Source organism: Rhodococcus sp. SBT000017, assembly GCF_003688915.1.
GTDB lineage: Bacteria > Actinomycetota > Actinomycetes > Mycobacteriales > Mycobacteriaceae > Rhodococcoides.
In genome coordinates this window covers 458,167-479,200 of record NZ_REFU01000002.1, presented here as the reverse complement: position 1 = coordinate 479,200, position 21,034 = coordinate 458,167, and the positions used below count along the sequence as shown (strand labels likewise).

General features: G+C 64.1%; 27 protein-coding genes. 18 read left to right on the top strand and 9 right to left on the bottom strand.

Going from position 1 to position 21,034, the window contains the following annotated elements:
* Nucleotides 1-11 precede the first annotated feature (11 nt).
* Together eda and AYK61_RS23400 are read left to right on the top strand one after the other, a co-directional pair.
* Nucleotides 12-629 (top strand): bifunctional 4-hydroxy-2-oxoglutarate aldolase/2-dehydro-3-deoxy-phosphogluconate aldolase, encoded by a 618-nt coding sequence (gene eda, locus AYK61_RS23405; RefSeq protein ID WP_121873319.1) that lies wholly within the window; start codon nucleotides 12-14, stop codon nucleotides 627-629.
* Between the two features lie 84 nt (nucleotides 630-713).
* Nucleotides 714-1,028: a CD225/dispanin family protein gene (locus tag AYK61_RS23400; RefSeq protein WP_121873318.1), complete on the top strand. Its 315-nt coding sequence runs from the start codon at nucleotides 714-716 to the stop codon at nucleotides 1,026-1,028.
* Nucleotides 1,029-1,169: 141 nt separating this feature from the next.
* On the opposite strand, the gene AYK61_RS23395 is transcribed toward AYK61_RS23400, so the two are convergent.
* Nucleotides 1,170-1,904, bottom strand: coding sequence for an SDR family NAD(P)-dependent oxidoreductase (locus AYK61_RS23395; RefSeq protein WP_121873317.1), 735 nt, complete (start codon nucleotides 1,902-1,904; stop codon nucleotides 1,170-1,172).
* A 170-nt stretch (nucleotides 1,905-2,074) separates the two neighbouring features.
* Between AYK61_RS23395 and AYK61_RS23390 the strand changes: the two genes are divergently transcribed.
* The 6 genes from AYK61_RS23390 (at nucleotide 2,075) to AYK61_RS23365 (ending at nucleotide 5,355) form a co-directional block, all read left to right on the top strand.
* Nucleotides 2,075-2,869 carry a TIGR03620 family F420-dependent LLM class oxidoreductase gene (locus tag AYK61_RS23390; RefSeq protein ID WP_121873316.1) on the top strand — a complete coding sequence of 265 codons (795 nt, stop codon included), beginning with the start codon at nucleotides 2,075-2,077 and terminating at the stop codon, nucleotides 2,867-2,869.
* A 12-nt stretch (nucleotides 2,870-2,881) separates the two neighbouring features.
* The gene (gene ychF / locus AYK61_RS23385) at nucleotides 2,882-3,961 is read left to right on the top strand and encodes a redox-regulated ATPase YchF (protein WP_121873315.1); all 1,080 of its coding nucleotides are present in this window, start codon (nucleotides 2,882-2,884) and stop codon (nucleotides 3,959-3,961) included.
* Between the two features lie 215 nt (nucleotides 3,962-4,176).
* Nucleotides 4,177-4,530: a DUF1801 domain-containing protein gene (locus tag AYK61_RS23380; RefSeq protein WP_121873314.1), complete on the top strand. Its 354-nt coding sequence runs from the start codon at nucleotides 4,177-4,179 to the stop codon at nucleotides 4,528-4,530.
* Nucleotides 4,531-4,631: 101 nt separating this feature from the next.
* Nucleotides 4,632-4,916 (top strand): type II toxin-antitoxin system Phd/YefM family antitoxin, encoded by a 285-nt coding sequence (locus tag AYK61_RS23375; RefSeq protein WP_121873585.1) that lies wholly within the window; start codon nucleotides 4,632-4,634, stop codon nucleotides 4,914-4,916.
* Nucleotides 4,913-5,176, top strand: coding sequence for a type II toxin-antitoxin system RelE/ParE family toxin (locus AYK61_RS23370; protein ID WP_121873313.1), 264 nt, complete (start codon nucleotides 4,913-4,915; stop codon nucleotides 5,174-5,176). Before AYK61_RS23375 ends, AYK61_RS23370 begins: the two co-directional genes overlap by 4 nt.
* Before the next feature lie 14 nt (nucleotides 5,177-5,190).
* Complete coding sequence (locus AYK61_RS23365; protein ID WP_183130517.1) at nucleotides 5,191-5,355, top strand: hypothetical protein; 165 nt, start codon at nucleotides 5,191-5,193, stop codon at nucleotides 5,353-5,355.
* A 266-nt stretch (nucleotides 5,356-5,621) separates the two neighbouring features.
* On the opposite strand, the gene AYK61_RS27675 is transcribed toward AYK61_RS23365, so the two are convergent.
* Nucleotides 5,622-5,789: a hypothetical protein gene (locus tag AYK61_RS27675; RefSeq protein ID WP_220709171.1), complete on the bottom strand. Its 168-nt coding sequence runs from the start codon at nucleotides 5,787-5,789 to the stop codon at nucleotides 5,622-5,624.
* Entirely contained in the window at nucleotides 5,786-6,499 is a 714-nt protein-coding gene (locus tag AYK61_RS23355; RefSeq protein WP_310886846.1) for a hypothetical protein, read from the bottom strand. Before AYK61_RS23355 ends, AYK61_RS27675 begins: the two co-directional genes overlap by 4 nt.
* A 410-nt stretch (nucleotides 6,500-6,909) precedes the next feature.
* Here AYK61_RS23355 and AYK61_RS23350 point away from each other — a divergent pair, with 410 nt between their 5' ends.
* The 3 genes from AYK61_RS23350 (at nucleotide 6,910) to AYK61_RS23340 (ending at nucleotide 8,256) form a co-directional block, all read left to right on the top strand.
* Complete coding sequence (locus AYK61_RS23350) at nucleotides 6,910-7,173, top strand: type II toxin-antitoxin system Phd/YefM family antitoxin (protein ID WP_121873312.1); 264 nt, start codon at nucleotides 6,910-6,912, stop codon at nucleotides 7,171-7,173.
* Entirely contained in the window at nucleotides 7,170-7,562 is a 393-nt protein-coding gene (locus AYK61_RS23345; RefSeq protein WP_121873311.1) for a type II toxin-antitoxin system VapC family toxin, read from the top strand. Before AYK61_RS23350 ends, AYK61_RS23345 begins: the two co-directional genes overlap by 4 nt.
* A 76-nt stretch (nucleotides 7,563-7,638) precedes the next feature.
* Complete coding sequence (locus AYK61_RS23340) at nucleotides 7,639-8,256, top strand: class I SAM-dependent methyltransferase (protein ID WP_121873310.1); 618 nt, start codon at nucleotides 7,639-7,641, stop codon at nucleotides 8,254-8,256.
* A 78-nt stretch (nucleotides 8,257-8,334) separates the two neighbouring features.
* Here AYK61_RS23340 and AYK61_RS23335 read toward each other — a convergent pair whose 3' ends face one another.
* Both AYK61_RS23335 and AYK61_RS23330 read right to left on the bottom strand, forming a co-directional pair.
* Nucleotides 8,335-9,507: a winged helix DNA-binding domain-containing protein gene (locus tag AYK61_RS23335; protein WP_121873309.1), complete on the bottom strand. Its 1,173-nt coding sequence runs from the start codon at nucleotides 9,505-9,507 to the stop codon at nucleotides 8,335-8,337.
* Between the two features lie 4 nt (nucleotides 9,508-9,511).
* Nucleotides 9,512-10,348: a metallophosphoesterase gene (locus AYK61_RS23330; RefSeq protein ID WP_259468252.1), complete on the bottom strand. Its 837-nt coding sequence runs from the start codon at nucleotides 10,346-10,348 to the stop codon at nucleotides 9,512-9,514.
* A 133-nt stretch (nucleotides 10,349-10,481) separates the two neighbouring features.
* Between AYK61_RS23330 and AYK61_RS23325 the strand changes: the two genes are divergently transcribed.
* On the top strand, nucleotides 10,482-10,805 hold the full coding sequence (locus tag AYK61_RS23325) for a hypothetical protein (protein ID WP_121873308.1): 324 nt from the start codon (nucleotides 10,482-10,484) through the stop codon (nucleotides 10,803-10,805).
* Between the two features lie 113 nt (nucleotides 10,806-10,918).
* A complete protein-coding gene (locus AYK61_RS23320) occupies nucleotides 10,919-11,455 on the top strand; it encodes a hypothetical protein (protein WP_121873307.1) in 537 nt (178 codons plus the stop codon).
* 8 nt (nucleotides 11,456-11,463) lie between these two features.
* Here AYK61_RS23320 and AYK61_RS23315 read toward each other — a convergent pair whose 3' ends face one another.
* A complete protein-coding gene (locus AYK61_RS23315) occupies nucleotides 11,464-12,423 on the bottom strand; it encodes an SDR family NAD(P)-dependent oxidoreductase (RefSeq protein ID WP_121873306.1) in 960 nt (319 codons plus the stop codon).
* A gap of 71 nt (nucleotides 12,424-12,494) precedes the next feature.
* Between AYK61_RS23315 and AYK61_RS23310 the strand changes: the two genes are divergently transcribed.
* The 4 genes from AYK61_RS23310 (at nucleotide 12,495) to AYK61_RS23295 (ending at nucleotide 16,297) form a co-directional block, all read left to right on the top strand.
* Nucleotides 12,495-14,408 (top strand): alpha-amylase family protein, encoded by a 1,914-nt coding sequence (locus AYK61_RS23310; RefSeq protein WP_121873305.1) that lies wholly within the window; start codon nucleotides 12,495-12,497, stop codon nucleotides 14,406-14,408.
* Nucleotides 14,409-14,482: 74 nt separating this feature from the next.
* A complete protein-coding gene (locus AYK61_RS23305; RefSeq protein ID WP_094641227.1) occupies nucleotides 14,483-15,439 on the top strand; it encodes an alpha/beta hydrolase family protein in 957 nt (318 codons plus the stop codon).
* Between the two features lie 17 nt (nucleotides 15,440-15,456).
* Complete coding sequence (locus AYK61_RS23300) at nucleotides 15,457-15,816, top strand: VOC family protein (RefSeq protein WP_121873304.1); 360 nt, start codon at nucleotides 15,457-15,459, stop codon at nucleotides 15,814-15,816.
* Between the two features lie 7 nt (nucleotides 15,817-15,823).
* Complete coding sequence (locus AYK61_RS23295; RefSeq protein ID WP_121873303.1) at nucleotides 15,824-16,297, top strand: SRPBCC family protein; 474 nt, start codon at nucleotides 15,824-15,826, stop codon at nucleotides 16,295-16,297.
* On the opposite strand, the gene AYK61_RS23290 is transcribed toward AYK61_RS23295, so the two are convergent.
* Nucleotides 16,263-17,144: a PE-PPE domain-containing protein gene (locus AYK61_RS23290; RefSeq protein ID WP_121873302.1), complete on the bottom strand. Its 882-nt coding sequence runs from the start codon at nucleotides 17,142-17,144 to the stop codon at nucleotides 16,263-16,265. The two genes, AYK61_RS23295 and AYK61_RS23290, sit on opposite strands and share 35 nt — an antisense overlap.
* Nucleotides 17,145-17,219: 75 nt before the next feature.
* Nucleotides 17,220-18,587: a WS/DGAT domain-containing protein gene (locus AYK61_RS23285; protein ID WP_147458393.1), complete on the bottom strand. Its 1,368-nt coding sequence runs from the start codon at nucleotides 18,585-18,587 to the stop codon at nucleotides 17,220-17,222.
* A gap of 193 nt (nucleotides 18,588-18,780) precedes the next feature.
* Between AYK61_RS23285 and AYK61_RS23280 the strand changes: the two genes are divergently transcribed.
* The gene (locus AYK61_RS23280; protein WP_147458392.1) at nucleotides 18,781-20,133 is read left to right on the top strand and encodes a sialidase family protein; all 1,353 of its coding nucleotides are present in this window, start codon (nucleotides 18,781-18,783) and stop codon (nucleotides 20,131-20,133) included.
* A 57-nt stretch (nucleotides 20,134-20,190) separates the two neighbouring features.
* Here AYK61_RS23280 and AYK61_RS23275 read toward each other — a convergent pair whose 3' ends face one another.
* The gene (locus AYK61_RS23275; RefSeq protein WP_121873299.1) at nucleotides 20,191-21,012 is read right to left on the bottom strand and encodes a hypothetical protein; all 822 of its coding nucleotides are present in this window, start codon (nucleotides 21,010-21,012) and stop codon (nucleotides 20,191-20,193) included.
* Between the last annotated feature and the right edge of the window lie 22 nt (nucleotides 21,013-21,034).

Here is a 21,034-nt window from a genome sequence, read left to right as displayed (position 1 = left end):
AAAGTAGGACCGTGACTGCATCCCTGCTCGACCGCGTGCCCGTCATCCCCGTCGTCGTCATCGAGAACATCGATCATGCTGTTCCGATCGCTCGTGCTCTGGTGCAGGGCGGAGTGCCCGTCATCGAGCTGACCCTGCGCACTCCGGTGGCACTCGACGCCATCGAGCGCATCGCAGGGGAAGTCCCCGAAATCCTCGTCGGCGCAGGCACGATCATCACTCCCGGCCAGGCCAAGCAGGCCGCCGACGCGGGTGCTCAGTTCCTGGTCTCGCCCGGTTGCACACCGTCCCTGACGAAGGCCATGCGAGATACCGGGCTACCGCATCTGCCCGGTGCCGCAACGGTATCCGAGGTGCTCACTCTGCTCGAAGCCGGCTACACCCAGCTCAAGTTCTTCCCGGCCGAGGCATCCGGTGGCGCGAACTTCTTGAAGTCGATCCATTCGCCGATCCCGGCCGCACGCTTCTGCCCGACGGGTGGCATCTCCACCGCGAATGCGTCGGCCTACCTAGCGCTGCCGAACGTCGGGTGTGTCGGGGGATCGTGGCTCACTCCGGCCGCGGCTGTCGCAGAACAAGATTGGGATGCGATCGTCGCCCTTGCGGCAGCCACGGCCGAACTGGTCTGAGATTCCCCCTCCTCCGATGGAACCAGACGTGACGGTGCGGCGTCCTACTGGTTGTCCGTCATCGAACAATCGGGGGAAGTTTTCATGTCAGGTCCGTACGAGCAACCGTTCCCAGCAGCACAGCCGTTTCCAGGAGCACAGTCGTATTCGCAGCCAGCTGCTCTGCCGTCCTCCAATGCAGGCTGGGCCGTCGTGGCCATCATCTTCTTCTGGCCGCTGGCCATTCCGGCGTTCAACCACGCGCTGAAGGTGCACCCACTGTGGATGATGGGAGACGTTCAGGGAGCACAGTATTCGTCGACTCGCGCCGCGTTCTTCGGGAAGCTGTCGCTGATCATTTTCGGTGCCTTCATCGTTCTCTACCTTGCGTTCATCGGCTTGGTCGTCTCGACCATGTGACGGGTCGACGGCGGATCACTGCTCACCCGCGGGTGACCGAGATGCCGCCGTCGACATAGAGGGTCGTTCCGTGGATCATCGCGGCGTTGGCCTCGTCGCCACCGAAGCTGTGAGTTTCGCAGCGGCGGCGAGGCCGGTGAGCTACCAGCGGATGGGCCCATCGACGTCGATGAAAGTCCCGGATGCCGATCGAGCAGGGAGTGTCGCTGCGGCCAGGACCACGAGCGCGGCCTGTTCCGCTGTCGTCGTTGCCTGATCGCGGTTGACCGGTGTCAGGTCGGTCTGGACGAAACCTGGACACACCGAGGTGACGACGATCCCAGTGTTGGCCAACGACTTCGACAGGCTGATGGTCACGCTGTTGAGTGCGGCCTTCGACGCCTGATAGGCAGGCACCACCATCGAGTAGTAGGGCGAGGTTGGATCGGCCTGTTCGGCCAGCGAGCCCATTCTGGTCGTGACATTGACGATGCGACCGGCCTGGCTTTCGCGAAGCCACGGCAGAAACGCTTCGATTACGTTCAGCGGTCCGACGACGTTGGTTGCGAACGTGTCCGATGCGACCATTGGATCGACAATGGACGCGCCTTGGGCCGTTGCTTCCGGAAGAATTCCAGCATTGTTGACCAAGACATCGACATGACCGACGCTGTGGGCAATGAAATTGGCGGCCGCTGAAATACTGTGTTGAGATGTGACATCAAGGGTTGTGCCGAAAGCATCAATACCATTGTCCCTCAGTTTCTTTACTGAAGTGTCGACTTTCGATTGAGATCGTCCGGTCACGACAACAGTGAAGCCCTCGCGTCCGAGAGCTTCGGCGCTCGCCGCGCCGATCCCGCGCGTACTTCCCGTGATCACAGCAACTTTCGACATGATGATTGCTCCTGACTGCCTTGGTGAATTCGACGTCGGTTGTCGTCGCGATTTCAGGTTGTCAGTTCAACACTGGTGAATCTGGCGGGAATGAGACGTCTAACTTGTGGCACATCTGGCAGCCGTGCGGTCTTGACCTGAACAACGCTCGAGGTTTTAGCGTCGTAGCCATGGACACACTCGGTCTCGGCACAATCGGCATTTCCATCGACGTATCGCCGTCGTACCTCGACGATGCACGCGCGTTGGAATCACTCGGATTCACCTCGTTCTGGCTGCCGGGCGGGCAGATCGATCGGCTCGGCAGGCTCGCCGATCTGGTTCATGCGACCGAGACCGCCACCGTCGTTCCAGGCATAGTGCCGGTCGGCGTGTTCTCGACAGCCCAGACCGGTGAACTGTTCGACGAGCTTTCGGCCACCGGTCGATTCGTCCTCGGCCTGGGCGGACCGCCGAGCGCTCGACCTCTGGCCGGGCTGAGGAAGTACCTCGACGAGCTCGAGGTGCCCACCGATCACCTTCTGCTCGCGGCGCTCGGTCCGAAGAAATTGGAGATGGCGCGAGAACGCGCTGCCGGAGCAATCGGGCTATTGGTGACGCCGGACTGGACGGCGCAGGCGAGGCACTCCCTGGGGACGGCCGAGCTGGTCGTCGATCAGTTCGTCGTCGTGGAGTCCGATCCGGACCGTGCCCGTGCAACCGCCCGTGAGCCGCTGAGCTTTCTCGCCACGGTCCCGGGCTATCGGCAGAACTTTCTGCGCATGGGATTCACCGATGCCGACGTCGACCAGCTCAGCGACCGATTGGTCGACGCCCTGGTCGCGTGGGGGAGCATCGAGAAGATCGCTTCGCGGGTGGCGGAGCACCACGAGGCGGGAGCGGATCACGTCGTTCTAGCACCCCTCGGCGCTTCGAGTATCGACGCTGGCCGGGCACTGTCCGAGCTGGTGGTGTCGTCAAAGTAGACTCCATAGACCGTGAGCCTCACCCTCGGAATCGTCGGACTGCCCAACGTCGGCAAGTCCACCCTCTTCAATGCACTGACCAACAACGATGTGCTGGCCGCGAACTATCCGTTCGCCACCATCGAGCCCAACGTCGGTGTGGTCGCGCTGCCGGATCCCCGGCTCGAGAAGCTGGCCGAGGTGTTCGGTTCGGAGAAGCTCGTGCCCGCGCTGGTGTCGTTCGTCGACATCGCCGGCATCGTCAAAGGCGCGTCCGAGGGCGCAGGGCTGGGCAACAAGTTCCTCGCCAACATTCGTGAGGCCGACGCCATCTGCCAGGTCGTTCGTGTCTTCGCCGACGACGACGTGGTGCACGTCGACGGTCGCGTCGACCCGACCGCAGACATCGAGGTCATCGAAACCGAACTCGCGATCGCCGATCTGCAGACCCTCGAGAAGGCCATCCCGCGCCTCGAGAAAGAGGTGCGGATCAAGAAGGATCGCAAGCCTGCACTCGACGCAGCGCTGGCAGCGCAGGCTGTACTGAACGACGGCAAGACGCTGTTCTCGGCCAAGGCGAAGCTGGACTTCGAGCTGCTCGGTGAATTCCAGCTGCTCACCACCAAGCCGTTCCTCTACGTCTTCAACGCCGACGAGTCGGTGCTCACCGACGACGCGAAGATCGGTGAACTCGCGCGCCTCGTCGCGCCCGCCGATGCCGTGTTCCTCGACGCGAAGATCGAGTCGGAACTGCTCGAACTCGACAAGGAGTCGGCAGCGGAACTGCTCGAATCGGTCGGACAGACCGAGCCCGGCCTGGACGCTCTCGCCCGCGCCGGCTTCCACACTCTCGGCCTGCAGACCTACCTCACCGCTGGCCCGAAAGAGGCCCGCGCGTGGACAATTCATCGAGGTGACACCGCACCCCAGGCGGCGGGCGTCATTCACACCGACTTCGAGCGCGGGTTCATCAAGGCCGAAATCGTCTCCTTCGACGACCTCATCGCCGCGGGTTCCATGGCCTCGGCCAAGGCTGCAGGCAAAGTGCGCATCGAGGGCAAGGAATACATCATGTCCGACGGCGATGTGGTGGAGTTCCGCTTCAACGTCTAGTCGACGAATCCGCAGAATCGGTGGCGCAGTACCACCGAGTATCAGATATTCTTACCGCGGTGGTTTTCGCCACCGACTGCGCTTCCACGTGGCAACCACGTGAATCATCGAGGAGAGGCCTGACCAGCTCAGGACATGTCCGGATGGGGTGCGGCGCAGGAATGCGCCATCTTCATTCCGCCGATGCCCGACATCGGTTGACGAAAGGACATGACATGTCGTCGAAGGACGAGAAGAACCTGACTCAGGTGATCGAAAAGATCTCGAAGATGGACGAACCGCGGCGTTCGGTCATGCAGCGTGTGCACGACATCATCGTGTCCGCGGCCCCCACATTGAAGCCGCGGATCTGGTACGGAATGCCCGCCTACGCGAAGTCGGCGAGCACGCCGGCGCTTGTGACACTGCGCAACGACGATCGATTGAATCTGGCAATCACCGAGAAGGCAGCCTTCCGCGCTGCCGGTGGCGCGGACGGGCAGTTGATGCCGGCGGCGTGGTTTTTCGAGACCGTGGACGAGGAAACGGCGCAGCGAATCGCCGAGATCGTCCGTTCGGTGGTCGACTGAGCGCTTTCGGTCGACCGCGGGCCCCGGCGAGACAACGAGGCTCAGACGGAAGCCCCAGCAGGACCGGGGTGTCCACGGTCATTCGCGCTAGAATTCTGTACATGACGACCCTGCCGCTTGCCGAAGTTCGAGCAAACTTGTCGAAACTCGTCGACGAGGCTGTCCGTACTCATCAGCGGATCGAAGTCACCCGGCAGGGTCGTCGTGCGGTGGTCATGCTCAGCGCGGACGACTACGACTCGATCATGGAGACGCTCGAAATCCTCGGTGATCAGTCGTTGATGGCAGAAATCAGGGACGCCGAGGCGGCGGAGGATCGAGGCGAGGTCTACTCCCTCGACGACGTCACTGCCGAGATGCGTGAGCGTGGTCGGCTTCCGAAGTGAGCTATGCGATCGAGCTGACCGCCGCGGCTCGTAAGGCGCTCACCGACCAGTTACCCGAATCAATCGCCGTCGCCTGCTGGGAATTCATTCGTGGTCCGCTGGCGGAGAATCCGTACCGAGTCGGGAAGCCGCTTCGAGATCGACTGGAAGGTAAGTTTTCGGCTCGGCGCGGTGAGTTCCGTGTCGTCTACCAAATCTATGAAGATCGAATTGTCGTGCGAGTGATCGCAATTGCTCATCGTCGGGACGTCTATCGGTAGCTTCACCGGTGATCATGGACGACAACACCCCGTGGCTCTGGTTCGGTGAAGGCCCCACCGAGGCATGGCAGGAAGCCGTCGACGCAGGCCGGATTCTGCACACGCAGTACTTCCGCGACGGTGAACCTGTCAACGAGGTGACATCTCCGGCTGCCCACGCGGGGGCCGAGGGCCGCTAGCCCTTCTGACGCCACCGTTTGCCCACAGATTGTTCAGATGTCCACCTGTGATGGTGGGCAGATGAATAATTCGTAGGCAAGAACCTCGGATTGCAGCTGCGGAGTGCGAAGACCTCCGACCTCGGGACCGCCTTATTCGAGCCGGAGCAGCCCCGCGGTGGTCTCTCTGAATCCACATCCGGCAGAGTAGAACTCGCGGAGGTGAGGTTCGTAGTCCACGTGTACCCACTTGATCCCTGACCCTCGTAGATCCGCGACGATGCGTGCTACGAGGCCTCTTCCGATGCCGCGCCCACCCAAGATTTACTGTGCGTGTCCAATCGGGCCCGCCAGGGAGTGAGTTCGTACCCTCCGCCGAATGCTCTCTGATGGAGCTGCGACAGCTCGGCGTCGTCGACGGAAAAATTGACCCGGTAGTCGAAAGAGGCGCTCACCGATGGATCCGTTCCTCTGGGGCGTTCTCACTTCGATCGACTGACCGGGTCGGCCCCCGACTGCAGACCAGCATCTCATCTGCACTCCGCTGAAACTCGTAGTCCACCTTCACGATCCGACAGTCGATCCCGCGATCGGCGAGATTCTCGAGTAGTTCGCCGAGATGCGGATACGGTGTTGGCTCGCCGACGGCGACCAGAGGGAAGATGCGCACCTCACCGCGGCTGACGCGGGCCAGTTCGGTGATGGAGTCGATGTGGAACTGGTGATCGAGAACATCGGAGTAGCTGAACAACAGATGGGAACTGAGCACGAGGTCGAAGCTGTCATCGCCGAACGGCAGTGAAGGGAGCCTGCCCGGAACGTACTGCTCTGGGTGATCGTTGATATCCGTTGCGAACCGGCCTGCCGCATCTTCTCGGATCCGTTCGTGGTGATCCGGGTCGGCGAAGTATGTCCATGTGTAATTGTGACGGTGGGTGTGAACGAAGGCGTTGCCTCGCTCCGCCTCGTTGATCGCGATAGCGGCGAGGTCGGCAGGGGTGGTATCGAAATATGCGCTGTCGCACGCTGTGGCTTTGCCGCCGAGTCCGTTCACTTCGCCGGTGAAAGATGCTGCACCGCCCGGGCAATCAAGGATTCGACTGTTCAGGTCATCCTCGGTGAGTGAGAACATTGCTCGGTACTCCGCGAGCGATCGAGAGCTCACGAGTATCTCGCCCAGTCTCGGAGCGGATCGGTTGAGTTCGTTTTCGTCATACAAGGTGGTCGGCCTCCTCGGTAGGCAGCCGCCTGAACGTGAAACCCGTGTGAGATCCCGCGAAGGGAGTTGCCAGGCCGCACGACAGGCGGCCGAATGCACAATTTTCAAGCCGCTGTTAGAGCGGCCACCAGAACTGCGCACGGGTCATCACGCGGTCAGTAAAGCACATCGCTGATCACGTGCAACCCTCGTTTGTCGGTCGAGGACAGTTTCCGAACGTCGAATCGCAAAGGGAGAGCCGGAGTCCGGAAGACCGGACAGGCGGCCGTCAGACGGCTCGCTGCAGAAACCTCACCTGCAATTGGCGGAACGCGGATCCTCGCGCGCAGTAGCACATGAAGTGCTACTTTGGTGCGATGGAGCGAATCGGCATCAGGGAGTTACGGCAACACGCCAGCCGCTACCTGGCGCGGGTGAAGGCCGGCGAAACTGTCGAGGTCACCGATCGTGGCAAGCTCGTGGCGCTGCTCGTGCCACCCGAACCTGGTCGCAACGCTGTCGATCGCCTCGTTGCCGAAGGGCGATTGACGGCCGCAACTCTTCCGGTTCGGTTTCCCGAACGAGTGCGCGCAGAAGTATCCACAGAATCGATGCTCGACGAGATCCGTGACGATCGGTGATCTACCTCGATTCGTCGGCTGTGCTCAAGCTCATCTTCGACGAGGCCGAAAGCGACGTCCTGGAGACCTGGCTGACAGAGCGAGCGGGAGTGCCTTGGGTCAGTAGCGAACTGGCCAAAATCGAAGTTGTGCGCGCAACGCGTCGATACGCACCAGGCTCTGTGCCCACTGCTCGGGCAGTTGTAGCGCAGATGAATCTGGTCCCCATCGATTCGAGTGCAACCGACCTGGCCGCCGATGTCGGTGACCCGATGCTGCGCACCCTCGATGCGATCCATCTGGCCAGCGCACTGTCGGTTCGAGACGGTCTCACGGCGTTCGTCGCCTATGACCTCAGGCTGGCGGCGGCCGCAAAGGCGCACGGCTTGACCGTCGATGCGCCTGGCTGACGCCACAGCCCGGGCCGTTGTCAGCCCGGGGAATCGAAGTTGGCTACGCTCCGAATCAGACGATAGGAGAACGTAGATGGGTCTGCAAGAACTCGAAGCGTTGGTAAACCAGACAGCCACTGCTGGAGAACCTTTCGAGCGTGGAGCCGATGAGGCAGAGCAAGTATATTTGTCCTCGCTCGCGGCACGGCCGAGTACGAAGCTGATCTGTGAGGTCGGCTTCAACGCCGGCTTCTCGAGCTGGGCGTTCCTCGATGCATCGCCCTATACGACGGTCGTGTCCTTCGACCTGGCCGCCTATGCCTACAGCGACGCCGCGAAAGCCCATATCGACGAACACTTTCCGGGCCGACACACCCTGATCCAGGGTGATTCGCACACCACCATCGCGGCCTATGCGAAGGAGCATCCGAACATGCGGTTCGACGTCATTTTCATCGACGGGGACCACTCGGCGGAGGGTGCCCGCGCAGACCTCGACGATCTGCGCGCGCTCGCTACCGCCGAGTCGGTGGTCGTCATGGACGACATCACCCCGTGGCTCTGGTTCGGTGAAGGCCCGACTCAGGCCTGGCAGGACGCCGTCGACGCAGGCCGGATCCTGCACACCCAGTACTTCCGCGACGGTGAACCTGTCGACGAGGTGACACCTCCGGCCGAACGAGCCTGGGCCGAGGGTCGCTACCGGTTCTGACGCCACCGTTTGCCCACAGATTGTTCAGATATCCACCTGTGACGGTGGGCAGATGAACAATTCGTAGGCAAATGTCGGCTACTTCTTCCCCCGCAACTTCTTCTCCAACGGCGTCGGGAAGGACGGGACCACCGGGGTGCCGTCGAGCAAAGTGGTGAACCGTTCGGCCTCGGCTGCAACGACTTTCGACACCGTCGAGCCGACATCCTCCAGGAATTCGGTCACCACTTCTCCGGAACCGGTCACCGCCCAACCTCCGACGATGCGGCCTCCGGACCAGATGGTTGGGCCGATGTTGCCGAAGGTGTCGAACAGCGGAGCCTTGTGCTCACCCAGGTACCAGGCGCGGTGCTTCCATCCCATCGGCGTGGGATCGAGTGCAGGCAGCAGCATAATGCTCGTGCCGGCAGGTTTGTCGAACGTAGTGCCGGACAACATGATTCCATCGCCCTGGGCCAATTCGACCGCCACTGTGTCCAGGCCCGAGACTGCTCCGCGAGTCTGCGTCTTGTTCCAGCCCGTCCACCACTGCAGGTCGTCGAGAGTCGCAGGTCCGAACACCTCGAGCCAGCGTCGAGCCAAGTCGGCCCTGGCCTCGGTCTCGTCCAAGACGGCAATCCCGTCCGGCCACCAGTGATCGATCGGTGCCCACGCATGCCGCCGAGATGTCCACGCGCCCCGCGGTTCGACGCGCACCAATCTGCCCTCGGCGGCCATCATCACCAGTACCTCCGAGGTGACGTACCGCTTGACGTCGTACACCTTGTCGGTAGTCGGCAGCAGCGCAGTCTTGAGACCGGGCACGGCGGCGGAGAGCTCGGCTCCGGTCGCGGTCCCCATCGATCGCAACGCCGATTCTGTTTCGGCTTCGGTTGCAGCGAGCCAGGATTCGACGTCGGAGATCACCGGTTCGGTGGGCAGCGTCGAGACTTGTTTGACCAACCGCGCTCGCATGGCGCGCGCAACCCCGAGACTCGCGGCAGCATGAATCATCGGGACGTCGCCGTGTGCTACGACGAACATGGTGCGCCGCATCGCCATCAGACGGACCAGGCTCCTGCGTTCGTACATCGCATCACGAATATCGGACAGTCCCAGCGATCGAGCACGTGCCAACACCGAGAGGTACACCGTCGCCGGGTCGGTGGCATGCAATGCGAGCAGTGACGACACCACAGCTTCGGTGGTCGACGCGCGGGCGAAGTGCTGCGCGACGAGCCGGTGTCGGCGCTGGGCATCGGTGATCTTCACGCGATCAGTCTGACGGGAAGTGTGGCCCAGGGCCGACGTAACCGGTGAGAAGGGCGTCGGCGATGTCGTTCATCCCGTGCGCGCGGGCGTCGGCGGCGGCACCGACGTGGTCGTACTCGACCAGCTCGAACGAGACCGTCCAACTGTCTCGATCGTGGTCGTCGAGTACCGCGTACCGCGCATGCGGAGACCCGGATTCCATGACGTGCGGGTAGGGCTGATCGTCGTCGTACGCGGGCGCGCCGACGCTCCCCGGATTGACCACGAGTGTGCCGCTGGGGAGAGTCCACTGTCGCTGCAAGTGGGTGTGGCCGCAGGCAATGACAGCTTTGTCGGTGAAACCTGCTGCTCGGTCGAGAATTTCGGCATCGGTTGCCTCGCGAGAGCCGTTGGCGTCCACCGAGTGCAGGAAGTATTGCTGATCATCGGTGGGTGTTCCGTGCACTGCGAGGATTCCGCCATCCAGCTCGAGTGAGAACGGCAGCGAGCCCAGCCACTGTCGATGCCTGTCGTCGAGTCGATCATGGGCATGCCGATCCCAACTACCCATGGAATCGGGATGTTGCTCGAGCAGATAGCGATCGTGATTTCCGGCGATAGTGGGGAAGTCCAACGCCATCAGTCGATCCGCAGTTCGCCGCGGATGTAGGCCGCCGGACAATAGATCGCCGAGATTGACCACAGAGTCGACGCGATGGCGTTCGAGGTCGTCGAGGACGGCGTCGAGCGCCGCAATGTTGCCGTGAATATCGGCGATGAGAGCGATCCGCACATCGACAGCGTGGCAGCGTCGGCACTGCACCGCAACATCGAATTCGAGCAGCTCTGGAGAAGCCTGCACTCTTCTACGCTTCGGCTCGGCAGGCCTCCGCCGAGGCCCCCGGCAAGACGGCCGAAGTCTGCACCTGGCCCCTGGCGTACTGCTGCTCGGCCTGCGAGACTGCGCTGACGGGAATCGGAAGGGAGACGGACACATGTCGCTTGCAGTATGTGCCCTCACGTTCGCTGTTCTGTTCCACATCGTGGCCGCTCGAATTGCAGCTCGTGAGAACTTCGGCCGTACGTTGCCCACTGTGAACGGTTCGTATCCGGTCAGACCTGCCCGACGCGCCCGACGTGCCCAGACCGCGGGATGGTTACTGAGTATTTTCGGTGCGCTACAGCTCGGCAACTATTTCTGGCTGACCGAGCCGTGGCTGGCGATGGGGATCGTGGTGGCGGTTCTCTTGTCGGTCAACGGCCTTCCGAGTCTGCTGGTGACCGTGCTGCACAACGGCAGTCTGCGAACACAATCTTAGGACCGGGACGGTTCCGACGTGTGCATCTGCGATCGTCGTCTCGTATCGAGGGCCGATGTGCTCGATACGCGAAGCATCTCGGCCACATGCTTCTTGTCCTATAGCGTCGAGAGATGGCAGTCGACTTTTCGTGGTCTCAGTTCCTCTGGATAGTCTTCGTTTTCGTCGGCGTGCCGTCGACGTTCTGGGCCCTTGTTCTCTGGGCCGTGTTCTCGAAGCGTCGAGAAAGAACGGGCACCGGCCCGCTCGGCTTGTGGGCCACCGGATCTTTAGCGCTCGCTTCGGGTTTCGCCGCGTGCGCGGGGTGGCTCAGCTGGTCCGCCGACTACCGGGGCGAATTCCGCGGGCCCAGGCTTCCGGCACCGAACGAGTTCCCGTCCTGGCAAGTGGCCGCGTGCGGCGCGACGGTCGTGTTGCTGTGCCTGCTCGCCGCGCACCTGTCGCGATGGGCGAAGACCGGGGGACACGTCGCTGCGTTGGGCACGACGGCAGGGTTCTCGACGGCGTTCTGCATAGAAGCGAGTACCGATATCACCGGGCAGTCGGGTGTGGGTGTCATTCTGTGCATGATGGGCCTCGGCACCGGTTTGACCCTGCTGATGCTCGTGCGGAATTCGGTCGGTGGGCTGAAACGGCCCGCACGGGGGTAGTGACGCCGTCAGATCTCGATCCCCGTCGCCTCGACCACGCTGGCCCACAATGCATCTCGCACGCGTGGTGAATCGCCCCGCCACGACGGGTAGTGGGTCGGACGCGGGGCCCGGTCGTGCCAGAACGTTCCCGTGCTCGTCAACGCCTGGTCGGATGCGACGAGCCAGACGATGGTGTCGGCCCCGTCGTGTGCGTTGCGCAGAATCGGCTTCATCACCGAACCGAACAGGGGCATCGAGCCGGTGACTCCGGGCGTCGCCGCCCAACCGGGGTGCATGCTGTGGACCACCGGATCGTCTTCGAGCGAAAAGCGTTCGGCCAGTTGCTCGGCCACCACCACCTGCATGCGCTTGGTTCGGGCGTAGGCCGTCATGCCGGAGTACTTGCCGTTCTCGTACTCGAAGTCGGAGTTCTGCAACGGCACCGCATACATGCCGCCGCTCGAGACGAACACGACCCGCGATCCGGCGTCGAACAGCTCCCGCAGACCGACCGTCAACGCGACCGGCCCGAGAACATGGGTGGCGAAAGCGGATTCGTGTCCCTGCGCGGACAGCTGCCGCCCGTCCGGCATGACCCCGGCGCAATGCACGAGAGCGTGCACCGCGGTGAGCTCGGACGCCAGAGCCGCGATCAATTCGGCCACGGAGTCGAGATTGCTGATATCGCACTCGCGCACCACGAGAGAGGCGTCGGGCACCTCGGCTCGGATGGCGGCGGCCGCGGACTCCAGCCGATCGGCCGACCTGCCGACCAGGTGCACCCGTGCCCCCAACCTGGCGAGTTCCTTCGCGGTGGCTGCGCCCAACCCGGACGACGCGCCGGTCACCACCATGTCGATGGGGGAAGGGAACGGTGTCGGATCCGCGGCCCAGAATCGCCGACGCACCGTGGCACCGATGCGGGAGTATCCGGGAACGACTGCTCTGTCGAGGATCGTGTCCAGTGTGCGGGTCAGCAATGACATGCCGCTCTGATACCCCGCGGTAACCGGATGTATGCGCGCCCGTACGCAGGGGTCGATGCCAGAATGAGTCCATGGTTCACCCCGCCGTCTCCGACGTCACCCGCGAGATCCTCGCCGAGCTTCCCGCCCACCGACGCGAGACGTTCGAGTTACGTCTCGAGCAGTGGTTTCCCGATCTGCACGACGCGGTCACGGCCGTCTACTCCGATCCCGACGCCGTGGCGGCCACCCTGATGGAGATCGCCGCGCGCGCCTACGCCGCCCGCCCCGAGGATCTGCACCGGCTCGATCAGCGTCGTCTGCTCGAACCGGACTGGTTTCAGCAGCCGGACATGTTCGGCTATGCCTGTTACGTCGATCGGTACGGACAGACGCTGCGTGGGGTAGGCGAGCGGCTCGACCATCTGACCGATCTGGGTGTCACCTACCTGCACCTGATGCCGCTGCTGCAACCGCGGCCCGGCGACAACGACGGCGGATACGCGGTGATGGATTACCGCGCGGTTCGAGAAGACCTCGGCACCAATGAGGACCTGCGGGCGCTCGCGGAGACGCTGCGTGTACGCGGCATCAGTCTCGTGGTCGATCTGGTACTCAATCACGTTGCGCGCGAGCATGAATGGGCCGAGAAGGCACGTGCAGGTGATCCGACGTATCGAGACTACTTCCTGATCTATCCCGATCGCACCACTCCGGACTCGTACGAGCGCACTCTCCCCGAGGTGTTTCCGGACTTCGCGCCCGGCAGCTTCACCTTCGACGACACCCTCGGCGAGTGGGTGTGGACGACGTTCAACGAATGGCAGTGGGATCTGAACTGGGCCAATCCTGCTGTGCTGCAGGAGTTCGCGAGCATCGTGCTGCACCTGGCCAACCTCGGGGTCGAAGTGCTGCGCCTCGATGCGATCGCGTTTCTGTGGAAGCGGCTGGGAACCAACTGCCAGAACCAACCCGAGGTGCATGCGGTCACCCAGGCCCTGCGCGCCACCGCGCGACTCGCTGCTCCGGCCACGCTGTTCAAGGCCGAGGCGATCGTCGGGCCCCGCGATCTGCTGCCGTACCTGGGTCAGGGGCGGCACACCGGACGGGTCTCGGACATTGCGTACCACAACTCGCTGATGGTGCAGGTGTGGTCGATGTTGGCAACGGGCAGTACGGCTTTGGCGCGGCATGCACTGGCGTCGTTGCCCCCGACCCCGCCGAGCGGCACCTGGGTGACCTACGTTCGTTGCCACGACGACATCGGCTGGGCCATCGACGACGGCGACGCGTCGTCCCTCGGACTCTCGGGCGCAGGGCATCGCCACTTTCTGGCCGACTGGTACTCGGGCGAATTCGACGGCTCCTGGGCCGAAGGCCTGGTGTTCCAGTACAACCCGGACACCGGCGACCGTCGGATCAGCGGAACCGCAGCCGCGCTGACCGGTCTGGGCACATCCCGCCTGGATCCCGACGGCGCGTTCGGGCGAATCTTTATGGCGCACGCGATCATTGCCGGCTGGGGCGGAATTCCGGTCGTGTGGAGCGGCGACGAGCTCGGCTCCCCGGGAGATCCGAACTGGGCCGACGAACCAGCTCATGCCGAGGACAACCGGTGGGTGCATCGGCCGCGTGTGACCGACGCCGATCGCGCCGGCCGATTCCAGCAGGGGAGCGACGCCCAACGGGTGTTCGACGGTATCGCTCGGATAGCGAAGGTGCGCGCCGGACTTCCGATGTTGCACGCCGAGGCACCGGTGGACGTGCAGAGCGAGTCGGACGACGGTCTGCTCGTGGTGCGCAGGCGGCATCCCAGCGGCACTCTGGTCGCCCTGTACAACGTCACCGCCGAACATCGGTCGTTCCCGCACGCGCAGCTGATCGAACTCGGGATTCCGGCCCCGGTCGAGGTTCTCTCGCAGCACGATCTGCAGGTCGACGACACCGGTTCGGTGTGGTTGCCGCCGTATGCGGCGTGGTGGATCGTCGACAACCCGCTGCGCTAGAAGAGGCGCTGCCGTGACCGGGCTGTTACCCTCCCCGAGACGGTCGGCTGGATACGAACAAGGGGACAATCTTCATGCTGCATGGTCGGATACGAAGTCTGGTGCTCGCTGTAGTGGCGGTATTGGTCGCCACGATGGCAACGGTGCTGATGGGGACCGGTGTGGCGAAGGCCGACTCCGAGCTCGTCTACGTCTACTCGCCGTCGATGGACAAGAACATTCCGGTGAAGGTGCTCAAGGCTGCCGGCGGCGGCCCCGCACCCACCCTGTATCTGCTCGACGGCCTGCGCGCGCCCGAGAACGACAACGGCTGGCTCATCGAGACCGACGTCGAGAGCTTCTTCGCCGACAAGCACGTCAACGTGGCCATCCCGTTCGGCGGCGGCGGCACCTTCTACTCCGACTGGCAGCGGGATGACCCCAAGCTCGGACGCGTGAAGTGGGAAACCTTCCTCACCCAGGAGCTGCCTCCGTTCATGGCGGATCGCTTCGGTAGCGACAACGTCAACAACGCGGTGGCCGGACTGTCCATGAGCGGAACCTCGGCTCTGAATCTGGCTGCCCATCACCCCGATTTCTACAAGGCCGTCGCGTCGTTCAGCGGCTACCCGACCGCCAGCAGCCCCGGATTCGCGCAGGGCATCGCCGTCGCCGTCGGCGAGATGGGCGGCAACGCTCGCAACATGTGGGGCACCTGGCCGTCTGCGGACTGGATCCGTAACGATCCGTCCCTCAATGTCGGTGCGCTGCGCAACACGGCAGTCTTCGTCTCCTCGGGGAGCGGCTCACCGGCTACGGACCCTGTGTTCAACCCGGCCAGCAGCAGCTTCGACCCCGTCAGGTTCGCGCAGATGGTGCCGCTCGAGACGGCCGCCGGCATGAGCAGTCGCGCATTCGTTCCGTTGCTGCAGGCCGTAGGCGGCCGACCCAACGTCAAGATCACCGGTACCGGTGTGCACTGGTGGAACCACTGGGAGCAGCACCTGCACGATGCGTGGTTCGAGACTATTGCCCCTGCTGTCGGTGGCTGACCGCTAGTCTGACCGCCATGACCCGACCGACCATCACCGTCGACTACACCGTGCTCGACTGCCCGGATCCCGCCGCGCTCGGCCGTTTCTACAGCACGATCCTCGGATGGGAGCAGGTTCGCGACGACGGGGACTGGGTGGTGGTTCACGGTCCGGGCGAACTGCGGCTCGCCTTCCAGAAGGCACCGGACTTCACCCCCATCGACTGGCCGAACGAGGGCATCAAGATCCACCTCGACCTGGTGGTCGACGACATGGAACAGGCCAGGGACTTCGTCGTCGACGCCGGGGCCGAACTCATCGACCACGCGCAACCCTCGTTCTGGGTGTTCCGCGATCCGGCCGGGCACATCTTCTGCCTCTGCAAGAGGGACTGATTTCGCAATGGCCGGCGAACCCGCCCCCGTCCTCGTCGAACGCTCGGCCGTGGTTCGGGCCGACGCCGCAACCGTCCACGCTCTGATCGACGACTTCCATCAGTGGGTGAAGTGGTCGCCCTACGAGGGGGTCGACCCCGACCTGAAGCGCACCTACACCGGTCCCGACGCCGGAGTGGGTGCCTCGTACTCGTGGTCGGGTAACCGCAAGGCCGGTGCGGGGACGATGATCATCACCGAGTCGACTCCCGAACGACGAATCGTGCTCGACCTCGCGTTCACCAAGCCGTTCAAGAATCGGAACGTCACGACGTTTCTGCTCGAGCCTGTCGCCGACGGAACCCGAGTGACCTGGCGAATGTCGGGAAAGCAGAACAAGCTGTTCGCTCTGATCGGAAAAGTGTTCTCGATGGACAAGCTCGTCGGACCGGATTTCGAGAAGGGGCTCAGGCAACTCGCGACTGTGGCCGAGAAGGGCTGAGTCGGTTCTCCCGCCGATTCGCCTGCTCACCGAGCCAACGGGCGAGAACCTGGCAGCCCGTGAGGCCATCTGCGTAATCTTCCCGCGCGTACGCGATGTGCCGGCCACCGCCTGGATTCGACCACTCGAATCGCCGCCAGCGCATCGACTGCGGCAGATAGCCGCCCAGTTCGGCGGCCGCGGTGCGGAGGCGTCGAACATCCTTCGCCCACTGCGAGGGTCGAAGGCGGGTTCGGGTCGCATTCTGGAAGCTGTTGCTGCGCAGTAGGTTCCACAGCTCGCGCAACCAGGTCTTCGGGGTACGAAACGACATCCATCGGGTCAGGTCGGCAACGTCGCGGATGAGGCTGTCGTCGCTGGCATTGCAGATCATGTCCGAGGCGAGGCCGATCCACCGGACCGGAATCGACTCGGGCAGAGCCGGACCTGCACCGGCGACGCCACGTCCGGTGCATCCGTCGATGGCACCTACCGGCTGCTGCGGATCCGATATCAGACCGGCGGCAACGATGCGGCTGCCGTCGATCGTCCCGTCGTGGACGAGGCCGAGGACCTCTCGCACCACCGTCGCTCCCTGGGAGTATCCGATCAGGGCGATCGGTCCGGTGGTGCCCTCGATGGCGCGGCGTAGGCGTCGGACACCGAGATCGGCGCTGTGCCGGAAGCACAGTCCGCCGAGCGCGACCGGACCGTACGACGCCGGATAGCCGACCCATCGGCCGACGAAGCGGTCGTCCAGCTCGCCGACGACGCAGGCCAGCAGGCCGGTCACCCGCGTCCGGTGGTCGGACGGATGTGATTCTCCGGTACCTCCGACGGCGAGTACGGTGACCTTTTCCTTGCTCATGGCTGTCAGTCTGGTGGGGGAACCTGAGCCCGATGCCCGACAAATGCTGAGAACTGTCTGGCAGTTCGGTCCCAGTCAGGCCAGAGCGTTGCGTACGTCGTCGAGGGTGTCGCGAAGCAGTGCCTCGTACAGATCCGGGTCGGGCACGGCCGCGCTGTTGGATGTGATGCCGACGGTGACGGTATCGCCGATGCCGTGGACTCCGTGGGTCAGGCTCATGGCGGGGGACAGGGCCGGGAAGCCTGCGGTGAATCGGACGGAGCCGCCGCCGAGCGTGAGGTCTGCGGTGCCGCGCGAGACGCTGGACACGACGGTGTTCCCGGTGACCGTCGGAGGGACTGCAGTCGGATCGAACTGCGCGACGCCCCATTCGGCGAGAAATGCAGGCACGTGTGCTTCGACTGCGTCTTGTGATGCGCGGGCGGCCTCCGAGAGTGGATGATTCGCGCGGGCACGGCGCGCGGCCAGCTCGGCCGAGACGAGTCGACTGCGAGTGCGGATGTCCGGTTCGGCGGGAAACAGTCCGACGCCGACGTTGCCGAAATTGTTTCGTGCGTCGGCTCGTGCGTCCCTCGCCAGCGTGACCTCGGCGGCGAGATCAGGACCATCGCCGAGAAGTCGTTGCAGTGCAACGGATACCGCCGTCAGTACGAAGGTGGTGATGGTGGTACCGCCGGACTGCAGGTCGGATTTCGGAAGCACGATGGTCCGCACGGACGTCCGGCCGGTGGGCGGCACGTCGAGGGCGGTCAGAGCGCGCGAGTGTGCGGGCGGGGGAATCTCACCCGAGTCGGTGCCTCGTCCGAGGCTCAGCGCGTCGCGTCGGGCACGGACGCCGCCGCGAACCATCTGTGCCAGTCGAAGCGGGACAGTCGCAGCGGCAACGATTGTGGATGCCGCCTCGAACACCGCGGGAGGCTCCGTGCAGGCGGAGGCCGGTGGGAGGGGATGCGTGCCGAACAGGTCGCGGGCAGTGCGAGCGGACAGAGTTCCGTCGGCTGCTGCGTGCGAAAGCTGCAGCACGGCAACGAGGGCCGTGCCGCCGGGTGCGTCGGCGATGTTCGGATACAGGTGCAGGTGCCACACGGACAGTCGGGGGTCGACCTGACGGGTGAACGATGCAGCGATCGCATCGAGGCATTCGGACCAGGTGCTCGTCGTCCGGTGGACGGAGATCGCGTCGGAGCGCGGACCCGCCTCGGTCCAGCGGGGATAGTCGAGTCCGCAGGCGACATCGGTGATGCGTCGCCGCAGAACCTCGATGCGGCCGCTGCGCTCGTACAGTCGTGCCACCACGGTGTCGAGGTCCTCGGATCCACTGTCGAAGCAGTACAGCAGAAATTGGTCGCTCGGAATCTTGGACGCCATCCAGTACGCGCGCGCGTCGGCCGGATGTAGGCGCGTCCATCCGGGGCGGCTGTGGTCGGCTCGAGCGCGGGGCACACGACGAGCCTAGGCGTCCCGATGGGAACCGGGATTTTACGTACTGACCGGTTCTGTTCTGTGAACTGTCACCAGGACGGGCCGAGGACTTCTTCGGTGGCCTGGAGGTCTACCGGCAGCATCGGCGCTAGCCTGATCCAATGCATCGACCAGCACTGTGGCCGCGACGCCGCGGCACCTCATGGCGGGTGTCGTGACGCCCAGAGTTGCCTCGGGCTATCGGGCAGGACTGCGTTCCTCGACCAACGCCGCCGCCTCGGCCGACTTCGTCACCGACATCTCCTACACCGAGTACGGCTCCGCAGCCTGCACCCTCGGGGTCGCGTCGGACAACACCGTCTTCGTCGCGCCCGCGTTCACCGTCGACGGTATCGGCGTACTACGCTCGTCCGACTTCGGAAAGTCATGGCGCGCATCGGTTCCCGAGGGAGTTCAACAGAGTCGGAATCGACCCTATCTGTACTTCGACGACGTCGACGAGCGACTGTTTCTGCATGCCGGACGATTCGACGCGGTGCCGCCCCACCCGCTGCGAACGGGCTTCACCCTCGGAGTCAGTGACGATCGGGGCGAAACCTGGCGCACTCGAAAAGTGGCATCGAAAGCCAGGATGGACGCCAAAGTATTTGCCGGACCGAGCAATTCACGGGCGGGAAGGGTTACGTACCTCTCCGCGCCCACGCCGTTCGCGGTACGGGTGCGGCCCCTGATCAACGTCACCCGCCAGGTCATCTGGCGGTCCTTCGACGGCGGTGTGAAGTGGGAGGTGGCCGGTGGTTTCGACATCGATTCGAAGAACATCCCCGGGTTGCCGAGTCGGGAGTACGTTGCGTTCGGCAAAGGTGTCGTCGGTCCGGACGGCACGGTCTACATCGGTGGCCGTTACGGTCGACGGTTCGCGGTGGCGGTCAGTCGCGACGAAGGCCTGACGTGGGACGTTCGGATGGTCCCGGGGTCGGCGCTGGCGAAGTATCACAATGCACTGCATTTCCTGCTGCTCGGTTCGCGTTACCTGCTGCCGGAGTCGATGGCCGTCGACGACGACGGAAACGTGTACGCGGTGTGGCCGGACCGCGACGGGTTGCTGCATGCCGCCTGGTCCTCGGACGGTGCGGTGAGTTGGTCGAGGCCGGTGGTGGTGTCGGCGCCAGGAGTGCGCGATGCCCGCTTCGGCGCGATCACCGCGACCGGATCCGGGCGGGTGGGTATCGCCTACTACGGACGCGAGAAGGGTCGTGCGTTCCACGGCTTCATCGCGCAGTGCCGCGACTTCCGTACCGGCGGCCCGGTGTTCGTCGGTGGTAAGTACAACGAACCCGATGCACCGCTGTTTCCCTATGGGTTCTGCAGTGGCGTACCGGGTTTCGGGCTGGGGCGCTCACTCAACGAGATAGTTCGCGTGCATTTCGCCCCCAACGGTGACCTCGTGACCGGGGCTGCGATGCAGATGCGGGGAAGGAACAGGCAACGGCCATGGGCGGCGCGCTCGGAACACACCGAGATGCAGGCGGTCCTGGGAAGGCTGGGCCGAATCGTCAGGGTGTAGCAGCCGAAAGGCCCTGCAGCGTTGCGCTGCAGGGCCTTTCGTGGTCTTGCCTAATCTCTAGGCGACGTTGATCATGCCGACGGTGGGGAAGAAGAAGCAGCTCTTGTCCGAACCGTCGAGGGCCTTGTGGTTCACGGTTCCGAATACCGCGGCGAGCACGGTTCCCGATCCGGTTTCGACGGGTACGGCGCGGGCACCGGCGGCAGGCAGCGAGTCGATCGCTCCGATGACGAACGGCCGAACGATCTCCTTCGCGGCATCGGGCACGCCGGAATTGGTGAGGATCGAATCTGCGAGAGTGGTTGCCAAGCCGCCGAAGTCGGCGAATCCACCCTGCAGGGTGTTGACGTTGAACCAGGCGACCTGCATGCCGGTCTTGTCTGCAGAATCGTTCACGATTCCGGCCGGGACGAACGCGAACATCGTCTCGCCCTTGTCGACGGCATTGAGCTCGGGGATCTCGATGGACGGCAGGAACGGCAAGGTGGGGATGGCCGGCGCGGTCAGCTGAGGCCACGGTCCGGCCGCTCCGCCCGCCACGCCCGGAACGATGCCGAGGGGCGAGCCCGCCGTTGCGGCGCAGTTGATCGCTGCCGTGGGGTAGAAGAACGGCGTGATGCCGAAGTCGGTGAGGGCCTTGTTGGCCGCGTTCAATGCGGCGAACGGATCGACGCTCGCGTCCTCGGCGACCGGGGTGCGTGAGTCGGCGATCGCGGTTGCGGCGTCCAGTGAGGCACCACCCTGTCCCTGCAGTGCGGCGATCGCCTGCGCCAGCGGATCGGCCGGCGCCGGATCCGCTGCAGCAGTGGCGGGAACAGCGAGCAATGCCGCGCAGGAGAGCGCGAGCGCGCCCGCCAAACGGCTGAGGCGACGAGACATGTGTGACTCCTGTGACTGATGT

Bases quoted from the DNA above. Each gene is read 5' to 3' on its own strand.
- AYK61_RS23325 (WP_121873308.1), top strand. From the start codon at position 10,482: ATGTCGCTTGCAGTATGTGCCCTCACGTTCGCTGTTCTGTTCCACATC.
- AYK61_RS23275 (WP_121873299.1), bottom strand. From the start codon at position 21,012: ATGTCTCGTCGCCTCAGCCGTTTGGCGGGCGCGCTCGCGCTCTCCTGC.
- AYK61_RS23340 (WP_121873310.1), top strand. From the start codon at position 7,639: ATGGGTCTGCAAGAACTCGAAGCGTTGGTAAACCAGACAGCCACTGCT.
- AYK61_RS23295 (WP_121873303.1), top strand. From the start codon at position 15,824: ATGGCCGGCGAACCCGCCCCCGTCCTCGTCGAACGCTCGGCCGTGGTT.
- AYK61_RS23390 (WP_121873316.1), top strand. From the start codon at position 2,075: ATGGACACACTCGGTCTCGGCACAATCGGCATTTCCATCGACGTATCG.
- AYK61_RS23380 (WP_121873314.1), top strand. From the start codon at position 4,177: ATGTCGTCGAAGGACGAGAAGAACCTGACTCAGGTGATCGAAAAGATC.
- AYK61_RS23310 (WP_121873305.1), top strand. From the start codon at position 12,495: ATGGTTCACCCCGCCGTCTCCGACGTCACCCGCGAGATCCTCGCCGAG.
- AYK61_RS23395 (WP_121873317.1), bottom strand. From the start codon at position 1,904: ATGTCGAAAGTTGCTGTGATCACGGGAAGTACGCGCGGGATCGGCGCG.
- AYK61_RS23320 (WP_121873307.1), top strand. From the start codon at position 10,919: ATGGCAGTCGACTTTTCGTGGTCTCAGTTCCTCTGGATAGTCTTCGTT.
- AYK61_RS23300 (WP_121873304.1), top strand. From the start codon at position 15,457: ATGACCCGACCGACCATCACCGTCGACTACACCGTGCTCGACTGCCCG.
- AYK61_RS23365 (WP_183130517.1), top strand. From the start codon at position 5,191: ATGGACGACAACACCCCGTGGCTCTGGTTCGGTGAAGGCCCCACCGAG.
- AYK61_RS23350 (WP_121873312.1), top strand. From the start codon at position 6,910: ATGGAGCGAATCGGCATCAGGGAGTTACGGCAACACGCCAGCCGCTAC.
- AYK61_RS23305 (WP_094641227.1), top strand. From the start codon at position 14,483: ATGCTGCATGGTCGGATACGAAGTCTGGTGCTCGCTGTAGTGGCGGTA.
- AYK61_RS23290 (WP_121873302.1), bottom strand. From the start codon at position 17,144: ATGAGCAAGGAAAAGGTCACCGTACTCGCCGTCGGAGGTACCGGAGAA.
- AYK61_RS23375 (WP_121873585.1), top strand. From the start codon at position 4,632: ATGACGACCCTGCCGCTTGCCGAAGTTCGAGCAAACTTGTCGAAACTC.
- AYK61_RS23400 (WP_121873318.1), top strand. From the start codon at position 714: ATGTCAGGTCCGTACGAGCAACCGTTCCCAGCAGCACAGCCGTTTCCA.
- AYK61_RS23315 (WP_121873306.1), bottom strand. From the start codon at position 12,423: ATGTCATTGCTGACCCGCACACTGGACACGATCCTCGACAGAGCAGTC.